Raw genomic sequence first — 15932 nt, 5'->3', positions numbered from 1 at the left:
TTTTTCAGCTATAGAGTTATGCGTGCAGTTCATGAATCGGTAGTCGATCGTTTTTCAATCCTTCACATACTAGAAAGGTTCGATAAATCGATTAAGACCAATAAGCCGCATGAAGTCATGAGTCGGGCTCATCAATGAGGGGCGTGCATTTGCGGGTAAAGCGTCGGTAGCGCGTTATGATAGGCAGGCCCGCGATTAGCCCTTACACCGCGCGGGCAACTCTTAGAACCCGGAGTCAGCCACTGCAATGCCCCAGATCACCCATTTCCAGACCCCGTGCCCCGAGCACATCAACAGCCAGATCCTGCAGATGGTGGTCGATTACCTGACCGACATCAGCATGGTCGCCATCGCGCCGAGCAACCTGTTGTACAACGTGTACCAGTACGCGATCGGCTATGAGGTTCACCTCTATCTGGAGGCGTTGAACGGGGCGAAAGGGATTGCCGTGGAGTTGCTCGTCGCGACCGACGATGACGACCCGGAGCAGGTCATCGGTTTTTTGTTGTACCAGCCGGTCAAGGGCGATCCCGAGGCGTGCGGCGTGGCGTATATGGCGGTGCATGCCAACCATCGACGCCAGGGTATTGCGCGAAGGATGGTGCGGGAGATGGTCGGCCGTTATCCCCATGCCGAACTGACGTGTGCCGTGGCCAAGGTGCCGTATTTTGAGTCGATGGGCTTTCAGGTGGTGGGCGCGCGCAGTACCCAGGTGCTGATGAACACCCGCGATCACGGCAGTGATGGCTTGATGGGGCTGTTGGATGTGGCACCGATCTACAGCTCGCTGGAAGTGCGGCAGATTCATACGTACCTGCTGCAAAAACACGGCAAACGGGCGATGCTCGATGCAGAAAAACAGCGTGACCGGCATCTGGACCAGATGACGCGCAAGGTGAATGAATTTGTGCGCGAGCGTTTGGGATAACTCGATCAACGGTGGGGGGGGCTTGCTCGCGAAGGCGGCGTGTCAGCCAACATCAATGTTGAATGTCACCCCGCTTTCGCGAGCAAGCCCGCTCCCACAGGGGATTTCAATGGTGTTGAGAAAGCACAAAGCCCGGTCAATGCCGGGCTTTTTATTGTCTGGAAATCGCGCAGTTAAAAAAGAGCCTCAACGCTCTTTGATGGGGAGGAAGTAGAGCCCTTGAGGCTCAAGATGCGCGTGAAACAAGTGGCGAGCTTGATTAGGGGTTCAGTTCACTCACCACTTACGCAACGGCTTGAACAAACAAGCGGCTGCGTAGAAATATCGTAGAAAGATGGGGTTTTGCACTCAAGTACCGCTAGTCGAATGCTGAGTCACGCATCGCCCCCAGCGACCTTTCCGGCACTTCTTGCAACCATCCCGACGATCGTTTCAAACAGTTCGTCCTGTGCCTGCGCGGCAGTGATTTCTCCATTCGCCGCCGCGTTGGACAAGGCTTCCGCCGCACCGAGCATCGCCCGCAGTCCTGCAGCCCGGATTTCACCCGTGCCCACGAAGGGGGAGAGCGCGGTTCGGCACTTATTCAAGAAAATCGCTTCGTATTCGCGCTTGATCTTCTCCAGTTCCGGCGAACTGGCCAGTGCCGCGATGACGCCGGAAATTTCGCTGCCCTGAAGCAGCACGCAGTCGACGTAGGACGAAGCGATCACCTTGGCGGTGCCGGGTAACGTCGCTTCGCTGCTCTGAAGCGCTGCATCCATCAGCGCTGTCTGGCGGGCGTCGAAGTCTTGATAGAGCGCCGCCAGCAACCCGGGTCGCGTGCTGAAGTGATCGTAAACCACCGGTTTGGTGATCCCGGCCTGTTCGGCGAGACGGCCCAAGGTCAAGGCGTCCGTCCCTTCCTCCCGGACGAGTTGCCAGGCGACATCCAGCAACTGGCGTTGACGATCCTCCCGCGACATCCGTCGGCGCGGCTGAGGGCTGGAATCTGGTTCGGTTATTTCTGTGGTTGACATGGCTATGTACCAAAAGTAACTTACTGTTCGTAACTTACCAAGAGTATATAAGGTCCGTCCTGTGCTCTCAATCAGGAGTTTCAAGCATGCACGCGCTTATCGTTGTGGCTCATCACGATCCCCGTTCGCTCACCCATAGCCTCGCTGCACAGATTGCTGCAGGCCTGTCGCTGGGGGATTCCGACAACACGTTTGAAATCGCCGATCTGTGGGCCGAAGGATTCGAGCCGAGATTCGGTCCCGCTGATCTGGCGGTCCATCACCGGGAGGCGCAGCCCCCGGCGGATGTGCTGGCCGAGCAGGCGCGGATCGAGCGCGCCGATGCCATTGTGCTGGTCTATCCGGTCTACTGGTGGTCGATGCCGGCGTTGCTCAAGGGCTGGATCGATCGGGTGTTCTCCAACGGCTGGGCGTTCGATTTCACTGCCGACACGCTGGAGAAGAAGCTTGGCCATCTGCGGGTTCACCTGGTCGGAGTAGGTGGTGCGGACGCGGGAACCTTTGCCCGCCACGGTTATGCCGAGGCCATGAAGACGCAGATTGATCATGGGATTTTTGAGTATTGCGGCGCACGTGTGATCACGTCCCAACTGCTGCTCGAATCGGAAACCCAGGATCCAGCGATTCATCTGGATACCGCGCGAGCCTTGGGTCGTGCGCTCTTTGCGGCATCCAGTCACCTTGATTCGGCTATACCTGTTCGCCCGGCCAGCCAGCCTGACGCAATGCGTTGAGCAGCGTCCCGGCATCCAGCCCCGGCACTGCATGGCCATTGCCTTCAGCCGTATCGGAGGCCAGCAAGGCGTTGATGATCGCTTCTTCCACGGCTTCGGTGGCGGCGAGGAACAACTCGCTGATGTGGTCGTTGTTGACCATGCTCAGGTTGTCGCACGTCGGCGCGCGCTTGGCTTCATAAGCGGCTGGCGGCACGTGGTTGCCGGTGGCGAAAGCGATGAAGATGTCGCCGCTGTGGTCTTCGTTACCGCCGCCGGTGCGGGCGAGGCCGAGGCTGGCACGTTGCGCGAGGCGAGTGCACTGGTGCGGCAACAGCGGTGCATCGGTGGCCAGGCAGACGACGATCGAACCCATCCCCGGATGGGGCAGGGACGCTTTGAGGAACGGCGAGTCAGCCTTTTCCATGTAGCGTCCGACCGGGTAACCATCGACGCGCAATTCGTTACGAATGCCGTGGTTGGCCTGAACGATGGCGCCGACCGTCCAGCCGCCCTGAGCCGGGTCCAGACGTCGCGAAGCGGTGCCAATGCCGCCCTTGAATTCGTGGCAGATCATGCCACTGCCGCCACCTACCGACCCTTCGGTGACCGGGCCGCTCACCGCCGAGCGCAAGGCTTCGGTCACGTGTTCGGGCTTCACGTGAAAGCCGTTGATGTCGTTGAGCAGGCCGTCGAAGGTTTCCAGCACCACCGGCATGTTCCAATACAGTCGTCCGTCATCGGGTTGCTGCTCGCGGTCCAGCACCACCAGCGCATCGCGCACCACGCCCAGGCTGTGGGTGTTGGTGAAGGCGATCGGACTGGTCAGCAGACCGGCCTCGCGAATCCACTCAAGACCCGTGGCGTCACCATTGCCGTTGAGCACATGAACGCCCGCGAAGCACGGTTGCAGGCTGGTAGAACCGGCGCGCGGCTCGATCAGGGTGACGCCGGTCAGGATGTCGCGGCCGTTGGCGGTGCGTCCTCGCACATTGCTGTGGCCGACCCGGACGCCGGGTACGTCGGTGATGGCGTTGAGCGGGCCGGGTTGCAGTTGGCCGAACTGGATGTTCAGGTCGCGGGCACGTGGTTTCATGTGTTTTCTCATCGTTGATTTGTGGCAGAAAAATGCGGGGCTCAGGCCAAGATGCGCAACCTGTGGGAGCGGGCTTGCTCGCGACGAGGGAGTGTCAGTCGACATTAATGTTGTCGGGTGCACCGCTTTCGCGAGCAAGCTCGCTCCCACAGGGATTGCGTTTAACTCACTGGCCGTTTTTCACTTTGCTCCAGACCCGCGTGCGCACACGCTCGGTCGCCTTCGGCAGCGGTTCGAGGGTGAACAGCTTGGCCATGGCCTCGGCCGGCGGGTAAACGGCAGGGTTGGAGCGGGTCGCCTCGGCCACCAGCGACGTCGCGTTGCGGTTGCCATTGGGGTAGGACAAGTGATCGGTCACCGGGGCGATGACGTCGGGGCGCATCAGGTAGTCGATGAAGGCCAGGCCCTGTTCCGGATGTGGCGCGTCCTTGAGCAGCACCAACGTGTCGAACCACACCGGCGCGCCTTCCTTCGGCAAGCTGTAGGCGATCTTCACGCCATTGCCCGCCTGCTCGGCGGTGGTCTTGGCTTCCAGCATCGCGCCGGACCAACCCACCGCAACGCAGATGTTGCCGTTGGCCAGATCGCTGATGAACTTCGACGAGTTGAAGTAGGCGATGTGCGGGCGCAGTTTGAGCAACAGCGCTTCGACTTTTTTGTAGTCCTCGGGATTGGTGCTGTTGGGCGGCAGGCCCAGGTAGTGCAGGGCGACGGGTAGCATCTCGGCGGGCGAGTCGAGCATGGCCACGCCGCACTCGCCGAGCTTGGCCAGGTTGTCTTCGTTGAACACCAGGTCCCAGGAATCCACCGGCGCCTTGTCGCCCAGCACGGCGCGTACCTTGTCGATGTTGTAGCCGATGCCGTTGGTGCCCCACAGGTAGGGCACGGCGTACTGATTGCCCGGATCGTTGTTGGCCAGTTTCGCCAACAGGTCGGCGTCCATGTTTTTGAAGTCCGGCAACCGATCACGGGGCAGTGGCGCAATTGCACCGGCCTTGATCAGGGTCGGCAGGCTGAAGTTACTGGCCACCACCACGTCATATCCGCTGCGGCTGGTGAGCAATTTTCCTTCCAGCACTTCAGCGCTGTCGAAGGTGTCGTAGACCGGCTGAATACCGGTGTCACGCTTGAAGTCCTGCAGGGTCGTCGGGCCGATGTAGTCGTACCAGTTGTAGACGTGAACCGTGGGGCCGTCGGCGGCAACGGCCGACAGCGAGGCGCACAAACAGGCGCTCAGTCCAAGATTGATCTGTTGACGGGGACGACTCATGATGCGGCACTCCTGGCCTGCTGCAGGCCGGTGATGAACAGGTGCTTGCAGCGTATCGGCAGGCAGGTTGCTCACCCATTCCCATCATGGGTTACTCGAAAGGGGTAGTGCGTGGACGCGTTGTTGAAAGAGTTACCGGTGCACCAGGGACTGGCGCGGGTCTTTGCTGCGTTGGGTCAGGACGGCTTCTGGCGCGCGCTGGTGGATACCCTGCGTTTGCTGGTGCCGCTGGACAACGCGCTGGTCGCGGTGATGCGGGCGGGGCGAGTGCCACGCCTGCTGATCGATTTCGATTCCAAGGGTAGCGGCGACGAGCATGAGGAACTGGCGGACTACCGCGCCGGCATGTACCTGCTCGATCCGTTTTATCACGCCGTTTGCGCCGGCATTGCCGACGGTTTGCACAGCCTGGAATCGGTGGCTCCCGACCAGTTCCAACAGAGCGAGTACTACCTGAGTTATTTCCGCAGCGTGGTGGGCGCGGACGAGTTGCAGTTTATGGTCAACGTCGACGGCGCGGTGCTTGGTTTGTCCCTGGGTCGCTCGACGCGCTTCAGCCTTGAAGAGCAGGGCCGTCTGATTTGCGTGCGTGACTGGGTGCTGGCGGCGATGCGCCGTCACCTGCAATTCATGCCTCCGGAAGGTCCGGCCGCCGAAGCACTGGCCGGTGACCTGGCGAGCCTGCTCGATCGCTTCGACGCACGTTTGACGGTGCGCGAAGTCGAGACCGCTCGCCTGATTCTTCAGGGGTTCTCAAGCAAAGCCATTGCCCAGCAACTGAGCATCTCCCCGGAAACGGTGAAAGTGCACCGGCGCAATCTCTACCACAAGCTCAATGTGAACGGGCATGGCGAGCTGTTTGCCTTGGTGTTGCAGCCGCGTTGATGGAGTTGGCGCACAGCAAATCCCTTGTGGGGGCGGGCTTGCTCGCGAAGGTAACGACTCGGTCTTACTGCCGGAACACCAGCGCCTTCAACCCGCACTCCACATCGGCATCCGGAAACTCCGGCGGGTTTTGCAGGCGCTGTTCAAAGTGCAGGCTCGGTGCTTCGCGGGTAACGCCGTCGATGAGGAAATCCGCACCGAAGGCCGGGTCGTTCATGCAGGCCAGCACGGTGCCCTGAGGGCTGAGCAGTTCCGGCAGACGGCGCAACACGCGCTGGTAGTCTTTGGTCAGCAAAAAGCTGCCTTTCTGAAACGACGGCGGGTCGATGATCACCAGGTCATAAGGCCCCTTGCCAATCACCTTGCCCCAGGACTTGAACAGGTCGTGGCCGAGAAAACTGACCTTGCCCAGGTCGTGCCCGTTGAGTCGGTGATTCTCGCGGCCACGGCTCAGGGCCGGGCTGGACATGTCCAAGTTGACCACGTGCGTTGCACCGCCCTCGATGGCCGCCACCGAGAAGCCGCAGGTGTAGGCGAACAGGTTCAACACTCGCTTTCCTTCAGCGTTGGCCCGCACCCAATCGCGGCCGTAGCGCATGTCGAGGAACAGGCCGGTGTTCTGTTTGCGGCCCAGGTCCACCCGATAGTTCAGGCCGCCTTCAGTGATGGTCATTTCCTCGATGACGTCCCCGAGCAGCCATTCGGTGGTGCTCTGCAGCAGGTAGCGATGTTGCAACGCCAAGGTGTGCGCGCCGGATGTCACCCACTCGGATGACTGAGTGACTTCCATCAACCGCTGTTTCAACGCGTCCAGTTGCGAGGCTTCAGGCTCCTTGAACAGCGAGGCCAGCACCACACCCTGCAACCAATCGACGGTCAATTGCTCCAGCCCCGGCCAGCAGCGACCGCGCCCGTGGAACAGCCGGCGGGTTTCTTCCGGGGCTGTTGCCAGGGCCTTCAGCAAATGGTCGTGGAGGACGGAGAGGGCGTCTGAGTTCATCGGGCAGAGTCGGCAATTTGAAGGGGGCGGCATTGTATCCCACAGCGTGCAATTCGGCTGATTCGTGTTCTCCCCGCATCAAAAATGAATTTCCACGAAGTCCGCTGCTCATACCTGTAAGCAGCGGATTTGAGCCCGCGAAATCATTTACGCAGATCAGGGAGTGGCACAGTCATGAGTCCAGTAACGACGACAGGCGAGTCGCTTCCTGGCGGGTTGATTCTTGTGGTGGAAGACGATCCGCTGATCCTGGAGTTTCTCTGCGAAATTCTTCAGGATGAAGGCTTTGTGGTTCAGCCGCAAACCAGTGCAGACGCCGCATCTGAGTACCTGGAGCAACACTCCGACAGCGTCCGTCTCTTACTCACGGATATCACCATGCCCGGCAAACTCAATGGCGCGGATCTGGCCAACCTGTTCGGTGATCGCTGGCCGGACAAACCGATCATGATCATGTCCGGCTTCGAAACCCCCGAGACTTCCGGTGTCAGGCACCCGGTATCGTTCATCAAGAAACCCTGGGCGCTTGGGCAACTGCTGGATTGTGTGGAAGGCGCCTTGAAGTCGAAGACGGTCGGCTGAACACGTCGCGTGCAGGTTTGAACTCAGTCACCTCGCAAATGCTACATTGCTCGAAAACCCGACTGGCCCTTGCGAGAAGGATGCTCACCTTTGTCTGCCCACAAATCCGTCTTCAACACCTCATACCGCGCCTTTCTGTTCGACATGGATGGCACCGTCCTCAATTCCATCGCCGCCGCCGAGCGGATCTGGGCTGCCTGGGCCGAGCGCCACGGCGTGGATGTCGAGTCGTTCCTGCCGACCATCCATGGTGTGCGGGCCATCGACACCATCAATCGTCTGGCATTGCCCGGAGTGGATGCCGAAGCTGAAGCGGCGTTTATCACCGAGGCGGAAATTGAAGATGTCGAGGGGATTATCGAGGTGATCGGCGCGGCGAACTTCCTGAAGTCGCTACCCGCCAACCAATGGGCCATCGTGACCTCTGCGCCCAAGGCGTTGGCGTTGCGGCGGATGGCGGCGGCGGGGATTCCAGAGCCTGAGGTGATGGTCACGGCTGAAGATGTCAGCGCTGGCAAACCCGACCCTGCAGGTTATCGACTGGCGGCCAAGCGGCTGGGTGTCGAGCCTGGCGACTGCCTGATCTTCGAAGACGCCCCGGTGGGCATTCTCGCGGCCGAAGCGGCGGGCGCCGATTTGATTGTGATGACGTCGACTCACGTTCATCCGATCGAGACGCGGCATGCAACACTCGCCAGCTATGACTCGGTAATCATCCGCGTAGACACCGATGGGCTGATGACCCTACACAAAATCTAAAGGTGGGAGCGGGCTTGCTCGCGAAAGCGGCGGATCAGTCAACATCAATGTTGGATGTGATGGCCCCTTCGCGAGCAAGCCCGCTCCCACATTTAAAGGGGCAGTTCTACGCTGACCGCGCATTACGCCGAATCACCTGCGGCGGCTGACCGAATGCTCTAAGGAAGGCTTCGCGCATGCGCCGGCAGTCGCTGAAACCGGACTCTTCGGCAATTTGATCGAGGGTCAGGCGCCCGCGTTCCAGCATCTGCCGCGCGGCTTCCAGCCGCAGGTTCTCGATAGCCTTGGCCGGCGATTGGCCGGTTTCCGCACGAAAGGCCCGGCTGAATTGCCGAGGACTGAGGCGTGCAACTTCCGCCAGTTTGTCCACCGACAACGTCTCGGTCAGGTGTTCCCGTGCATAGCCAAGGACGGTTTGAATGCGGTCGGATTTCGGTTCCAGCTCCAGCAGCGCCGAGTGTTGCGACTGGCCGCCCGCGCGACGTTGGTACATCACCAGTTTCTGCGCCACGGAGCGGGCCAGTTGGGCGCCGTGATCCTTTTCGACCATGGCCAGTGCCAGGTCGATTCCAGCAGTCATCCCGGCGGAGGTCCAAATCGAACCGTCGATGACGTAGATGCGATCTTCTTCGACCTTGATCGACGGAAACCGCGCCTGCAGTTCCCGCGCGTAAGCCCAATGCGTGGTCGCCCGGCGTCCGTCGAGCAAACCGGCCTGAGCCAGCACAAAGGCCCCGGAGCAAATCGATGCGGTGCGCCGCGCGGTTTTAACGCTGTTGCGCAGGTAGCTCAGCACGCCGGCCGGTGCCTGTTCGAGGATGGCATCGCCGCCGACCACGATCACCGTGTCGAACACCCGCTCGTCGAACGCTTCGGTTCCCACGCTCAGGCCACCGGAAGCGCGCAAAGTGCGGCCGTCCTCGGACAGCACACAGACCTCATAAAGTGCTTCGCCGGCGCTGAAGTTGGCGTACTCGAACACCGGCATGGCCGCCAGCGCCATGGACTGGAAACCTTCAAAAACCACAAACGCTACGGAAGTCATCGATAGGTCCTCGAAAGGTTGTGTCCGAAAAACGTACTTTAAACGTCATTTGAGACAAGCGTGAGTCCATTTATAACGGTTCACACCCGGCGAGCGTATCGCCTCACTGTGAAGGAAACTGAACATGGCTCTCTCATCCAAAGGTACCGCACTGATCACTGGCGCTTCTTCCGGCATTGGCGCGGTGTATGCCGACCGTCTCGCCCGACAGGGTTACGACCTGATTCTGGTAGCCCGCAGTCGCTCTAAACTGGAGTCCTTGGCCAATCACCTGAGCAACGAAACCGGCCGCGCCGTGGAAGTGGTCGCCGCCGATCTGAAAGACAAGGCCGACTTGCGGCGGGTCGAAGACATTCTGCGCCGCGACGCGAGCATCACCTTGCTGGTCAACAACGCCGGGGTCGGCGCCGTGATGCCTTTGCTCGGCAGCCCCGTGGATGACATGGAAGACATGATCACCCTAAACGTGACGGCTTTGATGCGGTTGGCTTACGCGGTGGTGCCAGGCTTCGTCGCGCGTGGGACCGGGACCGTGATCAACATCTCCTCGATCGTCGCCATCGCGCCGGAAATCCTCAACGGCGTCTACGGCGGGACCAAGGCGTTCGTCCTCGGCCTGAGCCAATCGATGCACCATGAATTGGCCGACAAGGGCATCCGCGTCCAGGCCGTATTGCCCGGCGCCACGGCCACTGACTTCTGGAGCGAGGCCGGCAACCCGGTGGAAAACCTGCCGCAAGACATCGTGATGTCCGCCCAGGATATGGTCGATGCCGCGCTGGCAGGGTTGGCGCAAGGCGAAGTGGTGACCATTCCCGGCCTGCACGACGGCGAGCAGTGGGATCGTTATGAAAGCCAGCGCAAGACGCTCTCCGGGTTGTTCGGCAACTCCACGGCGGCACCGCGTTATCGCTGAGACGACAGGCCAGGGGGCAGGGTGAACTAAGCTTGAAGAAGGACCGCTCGGCATTGGTTGGTTGAAACCTCGACCAACCGGTGCTGCCAAAGGGAGCCCAGCATGCTGCACATCAGAACACCCCTGATTCTGCATCCAGGTTTATCGACCCCGACCCGACGCATCTGGCTCAAACTGGAAAACCTCCAGCCCAGCGGTTCGTTCAAACTGCGCGGCATGGGCCTGTTGTGCAGTCAGGCCGCGGCGCAGGGCAAACGCAAGGTGGTCTGTCCTTCCGGCGGCAATGCCGGGTTCGCCACTGCCGTGGCCGCCGCCAGTCTTGGCCTCAAAGCCTGCATCGTAGTGCCCAGCACCACCCCTGAAACCACCCGCGCCAGGATCAGCAAAACCGGTGCTCAGGTGATCGTCCATGGCAAGGTCTGGGACGACGCGAATCAACGGGCGAAAGAACTGGCACAGGGCGCGGACACCGAATACATACCCGCTTTCGATCACCCGGTGTTGTGGGAAGGGCACAGCACGATGATCGATGAAATTCTCGAGGATTGTCCTCAGGTCGATGCGCTCGTGACGTCGGTGGGCGGCGGGGGCTTGTTGGCGGGCATCCTCACGGGATTGATCCGGCACGACCGCATGGAATGCCGGATCATTACGTGCGAAACCCAAGGCGCGGCGTCCTTCGCCGCCGCTGTCGCTGCCGGACATCCCGTCAGACTGCCCCGGATCGACACCGTCGCCACGTCGCTCGGCGCCGCTCAAGTGGCCGCATGGCCGGTGCAGCATATCCTCGACTTTACCCACGAGTGCGTGGTGCTCAGTGATGAGGAGGCAATCATGGGCGTGGTTCGCTATGCCAGCGACCTGCGTCAATTGGTCGAGCCGGCTTGCGGCGTTTCGTTGGCGGTGGCCTACCTGGACCACCCGGCGATTGCCGAGGCCCATGACGTGGTGATTGTGGTGTGCGGCGGGGTCAGCATCAGTGCGCAGCTGGTGGCCGGGTGGGCGCGCTTGTCCCCTACCATTGAGCGGTAGTGCGCAAGCAAGGCAGGGCTGGAAACGCTATCTCGGTTTCACGAGCCCCACCGCCTCTCTTCAGCGCTTATTGACCCGCAGCAACGCCTTCCTGGACGAGGATGGCTCTGGCCAGCTCTTCGTCACTGGCCTGGAGGCCGGGGTGATCTTGTCGAACCTGATTTAAAAACGATTCCAGGTAAACGCCGCGAATCGTACCGCCACTGGCGACGAAGGTGGTGGCGTCATCCCGGGCGGGAATCACCATTTTGTCATCCTTGAAGGTCGAATACAGGGACGCGGAAAGCCCCGCCGAGGTGGCGACATCGCCTGCATCCACATCGGCCATGGCCGAACCAAAGGGCAAGCAAAGCACTAGCGAAGAGATGAGAAACAGACGGCGCATGACGGTGTCCTCCGAAAGCGTGAAGCGTAAAGGAAGTACCACATTATTTAGGATGCGCTGTGGTGGTCAGGAGTTCCCTGTCGATGCGTCATCAGTCCTGGGCACGGTGTTCAGCCCTTCGCGGCGCACGTCGCCATTCCGGGGATGGCCAACTTCGCGATCGGCTTGCTCAAGGACACCTCCCTGGCCTCGGCAGCGGCAGTCCCGGAGTTGACCTTCAAGGCGCGGATGCTGATCAGCGAGACCTACCAGACCAACCTGATCTACTTCCTGCTGGCGATTATTTACCTGGCGTTGAGCCTGGTGCTTTCCCACTGGGCGGCGCGGATCAATGTTGATAGAGGCGCCGATGGAGGTAGGCACAGGTTGACGGAGAGGCTCAGGGCGTGAGGGGGCGGGTACCGCACAAGCAAAAGCGAGGCGGCCTACCGGCCGGCCTGGTTGAAAACTGTGTGCGTTTGCCAAGGAGTCATCGCAGTCAATCCAGCTCCCACCGTTGATCTGGGTACATCCGGGAGAAATTGGTCGGCTGTCGGGCCGTCTTCGCGAGCAAGCCCGCTCCCACAGTGGATCGGGGGGCATCCTGTCGGGCCGCCTTCGAGCGGCCCATTCACCGCGAAAAGCGGTTGCGATAGTCCCTCGGCGAGACACCGAGGTTGCGCTGAAAAGTCAGGCGCATCCGTTCTTCATCTCCAAACCCGCACAGCCGGGAGATTTGATCGATGTTGCGCCCGGAGTCTTCCAACAGCCGCCGGGCGGCCTCAACGCGCAGTACTTCCACGGCTTTGGCCGGGGTGCGGCCGGTCTTGAGTTTGTAGACCCGGGCAAAGTTTCGCGGGCTCATTTGCACCTGTTGCGCGAGTGTCTCGACCGTGAGGTTTTCGCCCGCCAGGTTCTGCGAGATCCACAAGTGCAAGTCGTCGAAAGCGGCGCCTTCGCTGGTTTGCGCTTGCAGCAATTGACTGTACTGGGCCTGGCCACCGGGCCGCTTGAGAAACACCACCATTTCCCGCGCCACCAGCAACGCCACTTCCCGTCCGCCATCTTCTTCGACCAACGCCAGTGCCAGGTCGATACCGGCGCTGACGCCCGCCGAAGTCCAGACCGAACCTTGCTGAACGAAGATCGCATCGTTGTCGACTTCGATCGACGGGAAGCGCTCCTTGAGCAGGTCGCACATCGCCCAGTGGGTGGCGGCACGTCGGCTATCGAGCAAGCCAGCCTGGGCCAGCAGGAACGTGCCGCTGCACACCGAGGCGGTACGCCTGGCCTTGGTCGACGCCTCTTTGAGCCAGTCGACCAGGTTCAGGGAGTTGTTCATCGCCAGAACGATGGCTGGCGCACCGGGGACGATTAGCGTGTCGATCGATTGGTCGGCGAAATCGCTCACCGGTACGGTATCGACGGCCAGGCCCTCGGCGGTGTAAATCAGGCCGCCGGTCAGGCTGGCGGTTTGCAACCGGTAGCCGGGCAGATTGCTGCTGTTCAAATAGCGGGAGGCGGCCCAGAACACGGTTTGTGCGCCGGTCAAGTCCAGCAGGCCCATTTCGGGGTAGGCGAGGAACACGATCAAACGCGGTTGGTCGGGCGCAGGTGCGGGGCAATCGGAAATGCTGGCGATATCGTTCATAGGCTTCTGAATCAGCGAGTTGGAATAATCATAATTCGCAAACGGTATAAGCGTTATCGCAATTGGTCGGCTGTCAGGATTTCAGGGTTTTATGTCATTTGGCCCGGCAAAGTTCAACCCTACCATCGGCAGTTGGTTGTACCCCAGACAGTCGCTCTCTGTCTGCCTCCATAACTAGAATCGAAGGTAGCAATCATGTCCCGGAAAATATTGATCGTCGGCGCCGGTTTCGCCGGTGTCTGGAGCGCCTTGGGCGCGGCTCGTGTGCTGGATATCAACGGCAAATCCGAAGACGTCGAAATCACCCTGATTTCCCCGAAACCGGAAATCGTCATTCGCCCGCGCCTGCATGAACACGCCCCACACGAAATGAGCGCGCCGTTGCTGCCATTGCTGGAAGCGGCGGGGGTCAACTTCATCGAGGCCGAAGTCGAGCGCATCGACACCTCCAGCGCGCGTTTCGTGCATGCACGCACCGCCGATGGTCGTCACATCGCCGTGCCCTATGATCGCCTGGTGCTGACCAGCGGCAGCAAGCTCAATCGGCCTCCGGTGCCGGGCCTGCTGGAAAATGCCTTCGCCGTGGATCAGTTGTCCGACGCGGTCAAACTCGACCGGCACCTGGCGGAACTGGCCGATCTGCCCGCGTCGCCTGCGCGCGATACGATCGTGGTGGTCGGGGGTGGTTTCACCGGGCTGGAAGTGGCCACCGAATTGCCGGAACGCCTGCGCACCCTCCATGGTCCGGATGCCCAATTCAAGATCATCGTGGTCGAGCGAGCCGACGAGATCGGTCCGGATCTGGGCCCGAGCCCGCGGCCGATTATCATCGAAGCGCTGGCGTCGATGGGCATCGAGTTTCAGGTCGGTTCCGGGGTGGTCGCCATTGACGAAAGTGGTGTGTTGACCGCTGCCGGCAAGCGAATCAACGCCAAAACCGTGATCTGGACCGGCGGCATGCTCGCCAGTGGCCTGACGTCGCAGGTATCGTCCCGACTGGACCGCCAGGGGCGTGTCGAAGTCACCGGCGACCTGCGTGTGGTCGGCACCGAGCACGTCTTCGCGGCTGGCGATGTGGCCATGGCGCTGACCGACGATGAAGGTCATTACGCGCTGATGTCCTGCCAACACGCGATTTTCATGGGTCGCTATGCCGGGCATAACGTGGCCGCCGATCTGGTGGGCGCGCCGACCCTCGAATACCGTCAGCCGTTCTATGCCACCTGCCTGGACCTGGGCGAATGGGGCGCCGTGTACACCGAAGGCTGGGACCGCCAGGTGCTGCTGACCCACGACGAAGGCAAGGCCCGCAAGCGCATGATCAACACCCAATGGATCTATCCACCGGCAGCCAACCGCGCCGATGCACTGGCAGCCGGTAACCCTGAACAGTCCTACGGCTGACAGCGATCAAGCCAAGTTCCCGGCGAGATATGCGCGACTGACCTCAGGGGCTGCGGTAGTCATTTGACTACTGCCTGAAAACAGAGCGGCTGGGTGACTCAGCTAATTGGGCAGAAACGGGCGCTCGTCATGAGCGCCCTTTTTTTGTCCATGCCCTGGCGCGAACCACACTCGTGAATATCCAGAACAATTGTATTGCCCGTACCTGTCTGTTTCCCCACAGACGGGCTGCGTACCTTGGGTCCACTGCAATCAGACAAGGACCCCCTCATGCTGAATCGATTGATACTGCCGTTTGCCCTGTTGTTTTCCTTCAATGCTGCACACGCAGCAGAAGCCGAAAAATGGTACCCGTCCAAGTACGGCGCCAACGATGAAATCGGTGCGCTGAACCTGCTCAATGCCGAGTCGGTGATCAACGCCGCGAAGCTGATCAAAACCGGTAAAACCTACCCCTTGGCCGTGCCCATCGACAAGACCCTGCCGGCCTTTCGTCATCGCAGTTTTCATCTGACCAACATCCAGCCGGGCGAAGCGGGCGGCACCACCATGGGGCCGAACAAATTCACCTTCAACGATGAACTGGTGGTGGGCTGGACCGGCGTCGGCACCCAGCTCAACGGCATCGGCCACATCGGCATCGATAACGTCTATTACAACGGCAACCGCGCGGCGGACTTTGTGACCGTGGAAGGGGTGAAAAAACTCGGCATCGAAAAAGTGCCGCCGATCGTCACCCGTGGCGTGGTGCTGGACATGACGGCGGTGTACGGCAGCGCGATCGTGCCGGAGAAAACCGAGTTCAGCGTCGCCGACATTCAGAAGGCGCTGGACCTGCAAGGCATCACCATTCAGAAGGGTGACGTGGTGTTGTTCAATACCGGCTGGCTGGAACTGCTGGGCAAGGACAACGAAAAATTCCTCGCCGTGGAACCGGGCATCGGCATGGCTGCGGCCAAGTGGCTGGCGGATAAACAGATCGTCGCGTTCGGCGGCGATACCTGGGCGTCTGAAATCTACCCGGCCAAAGACGGCCAGGAATTCCCGGTCAACCAGTTCATGCTGGCCAAGAACGGCATCTACAACCTGGAGCTGATCGACAGCCGCGCGCTGGTGCGGGACAAGGCGTGGGAGTTCATGTTTGTCCTCGGACAGCCGCTGTACAAGGGCTCGACCCAGGTCAACATCAACCCGGTCGCTATTCACTGACAGCGACTGTTCGCCCACAACGGGCCCGGTGATGACGAACACTCATCGCCTGGCCCGTTGTT

At 60.8% G+C, this 15932-nt stretch carries 17 protein-coding genes; 10 read left to right on the top strand and 7 right to left on the bottom strand.

Annotation, left to right across the window (positions count from 1 at the left end; all coding sequences use genetic code 11):
- Positions 1–247: 247 nt before the first annotated feature.
- A complete protein-coding gene (locus tag ACA055_RS18305) occupies positions 248–928 on the top strand; it encodes a GNAT family N-acetyltransferase (protein WP_497679940.1) in 681 nt (226 codons plus the stop codon).
- A 374-nt stretch (positions 929–1302) separates the two neighbouring features.
- Here the strand turns inward: ACA055_RS18305 and ACA055_RS18300 are convergent, their stop codons facing one another.
- The gene (locus ACA055_RS18300; RefSeq protein ID WP_497679939.1) at positions 1303–1944 is read right to left on the bottom strand and encodes a TetR/AcrR family transcriptional regulator; all 642 of its coding nucleotides are present in this window, start codon (positions 1942–1944) and stop codon (positions 1303–1305) included.
- 86 nt (positions 1945–2030) lie between these two features.
- Between ACA055_RS18300 and ACA055_RS18295 the strand changes: the two genes are divergently transcribed.
- On the top strand, positions 2031–2678 hold the full coding sequence (locus ACA055_RS18295; RefSeq protein WP_497679938.1) for an NAD(P)H-dependent oxidoreductase: 648 nt from the start codon (positions 2031–2033) through the stop codon (positions 2676–2678).
- Here ACA055_RS18295 and ACA055_RS18290 read toward each other — a convergent pair.
- Both ACA055_RS18290 and ACA055_RS18285 read right to left on the bottom strand, forming a co-directional pair.
- On the bottom strand, positions 2635–3753 hold the full coding sequence (locus tag ACA055_RS18290) for a DmpA family aminopeptidase (protein WP_497679937.1): 1119 nt from the start codon (positions 3751–3753) through the stop codon (positions 2635–2637). The two genes, ACA055_RS18295 and ACA055_RS18290, sit on opposite strands and share 44 nt — an antisense overlap.
- A 166-nt stretch (positions 3754–3919) precedes the next feature.
- Positions 3920–5023, bottom strand: coding sequence for an extracellular solute-binding protein (locus ACA055_RS18285; protein ID WP_497679936.1), 1104 nt, complete (start codon positions 5021–5023; stop codon positions 3920–3922).
- A 111-nt stretch (positions 5024–5134) separates the two neighbouring features.
- Between ACA055_RS18285 and ACA055_RS18280 the strand changes: the two genes are divergently transcribed.
- Entirely contained in the window at positions 5135–5908 is a 774-nt protein-coding gene (locus tag ACA055_RS18280) for a helix-turn-helix transcriptional regulator (protein WP_497679935.1), read from the top strand.
- Positions 5909–5972: 64 nt separating this feature from the next.
- On the opposite strand, the gene ACA055_RS18275 is transcribed toward ACA055_RS18280, so the two are convergent.
- Positions 5973–6908: a class I SAM-dependent methyltransferase gene (locus ACA055_RS18275; protein WP_497679934.1), complete on the bottom strand. Its 936-nt coding sequence runs from the start codon at positions 6906–6908 to the stop codon at positions 5973–5975.
- A 174-nt stretch (positions 6909–7082) separates the two neighbouring features.
- On the opposite strand from ACA055_RS18275, the gene ACA055_RS18270 reads away from it, so the two are divergent.
- Entirely contained in the window at positions 7083–7490 is a 408-nt protein-coding gene (locus ACA055_RS18270) for a response regulator (RefSeq protein ID WP_497679933.1), read from the top strand.
- Positions 7491–7580: 90 nt separating this feature from the next.
- Positions 7581–8249, top strand: coding sequence for an HAD-IA family hydrolase (locus tag ACA055_RS18265; protein WP_497679932.1), 669 nt, complete (start codon positions 7581–7583; stop codon positions 8247–8249).
- A 106-nt stretch (positions 8250–8355) separates the two neighbouring features.
- Here ACA055_RS18265 and ACA055_RS18260 read toward each other — a convergent pair whose 3' ends face one another.
- On the bottom strand, positions 8356–9294 hold the full coding sequence (locus tag ACA055_RS18260; RefSeq protein WP_497679931.1) for a GlxA family transcriptional regulator: 939 nt from the start codon (positions 9292–9294) through the stop codon (positions 8356–8358).
- Between the two features lie 124 nt (positions 9295–9418).
- On the opposite strand from ACA055_RS18260, the gene ACA055_RS18255 reads away from it, so the two are divergent.
- Positions 9419–10210: an SDR family NAD(P)-dependent oxidoreductase gene (locus tag ACA055_RS18255; protein WP_497679930.1), complete on the top strand. Its 792-nt coding sequence runs from the start codon at positions 9419–9421 to the stop codon at positions 10208–10210.
- A gap of 102 nt (positions 10211–10312) precedes the next feature.
- Positions 10313–11242 carry a pyridoxal-phosphate dependent enzyme gene (locus ACA055_RS18250; protein WP_497679929.1) on the top strand — a complete coding sequence of 310 codons (930 nt, stop codon included), beginning with the start codon at positions 10313–10315 and terminating at the stop codon, positions 11240–11242.
- A 67-nt stretch (positions 11243–11309) separates the two neighbouring features.
- On the opposite strand, the gene ACA055_RS18245 is transcribed toward ACA055_RS18250, so the two are convergent.
- Positions 11310–11627, bottom strand: coding sequence for a DUF2388 domain-containing protein (locus ACA055_RS18245; protein ID WP_497679928.1), 318 nt, complete (start codon positions 11625–11627; stop codon positions 11310–11312).
- A gap of 144 nt (positions 11628–11771) precedes the next feature.
- Between ACA055_RS18245 and ACA055_RS18240 the strand changes: the two genes are divergently transcribed.
- Entirely contained in the window at positions 11772–12017 is a 246-nt protein-coding gene (locus tag ACA055_RS18240) for a hypothetical protein (RefSeq protein ID WP_497679927.1), read from the top strand.
- Between the two features lie 220 nt (positions 12018–12237).
- Here ACA055_RS18240 and ACA055_RS18235 read toward each other — a convergent pair whose 3' ends face one another.
- The gene (locus ACA055_RS18235) at positions 12238–13257 is read right to left on the bottom strand and encodes a GlxA family transcriptional regulator (RefSeq protein WP_497679926.1); all 1020 of its coding nucleotides are present in this window, start codon (positions 13255–13257) and stop codon (positions 12238–12240) included.
- Positions 13258–13452: 195 nt separating this feature from the next.
- Between ACA055_RS18235 and ACA055_RS18230 the strand changes: the two genes are divergently transcribed.
- Both ACA055_RS18230 and ACA055_RS18225 read left to right on the top strand, forming a co-directional pair.
- The gene (locus ACA055_RS18230) at positions 13453–14661 is read left to right on the top strand and encodes an NAD(P)/FAD-dependent oxidoreductase (RefSeq protein ID WP_497679925.1); all 1209 of its coding nucleotides are present in this window, start codon (positions 13453–13455) and stop codon (positions 14659–14661) included.
- A gap of 270 nt (positions 14662–14931) precedes the next feature.
- On the top strand, positions 14932–15870 hold the full coding sequence (locus ACA055_RS18225; protein ID WP_497679924.1) for a cyclase family protein: 939 nt from the start codon (positions 14932–14934) through the stop codon (positions 15868–15870).
- The last annotated feature ends 62 nt before the right edge of the window (positions 15871–15932 follow it).

This window comes from Pseudomonas sp. LBUM1657 (assembly GCF_059716075.1).
The sequence above is the reverse complement of the archived record's forward strand: the minus strand, read 5'-3'. Positions and strand labels throughout refer to the sequence as shown.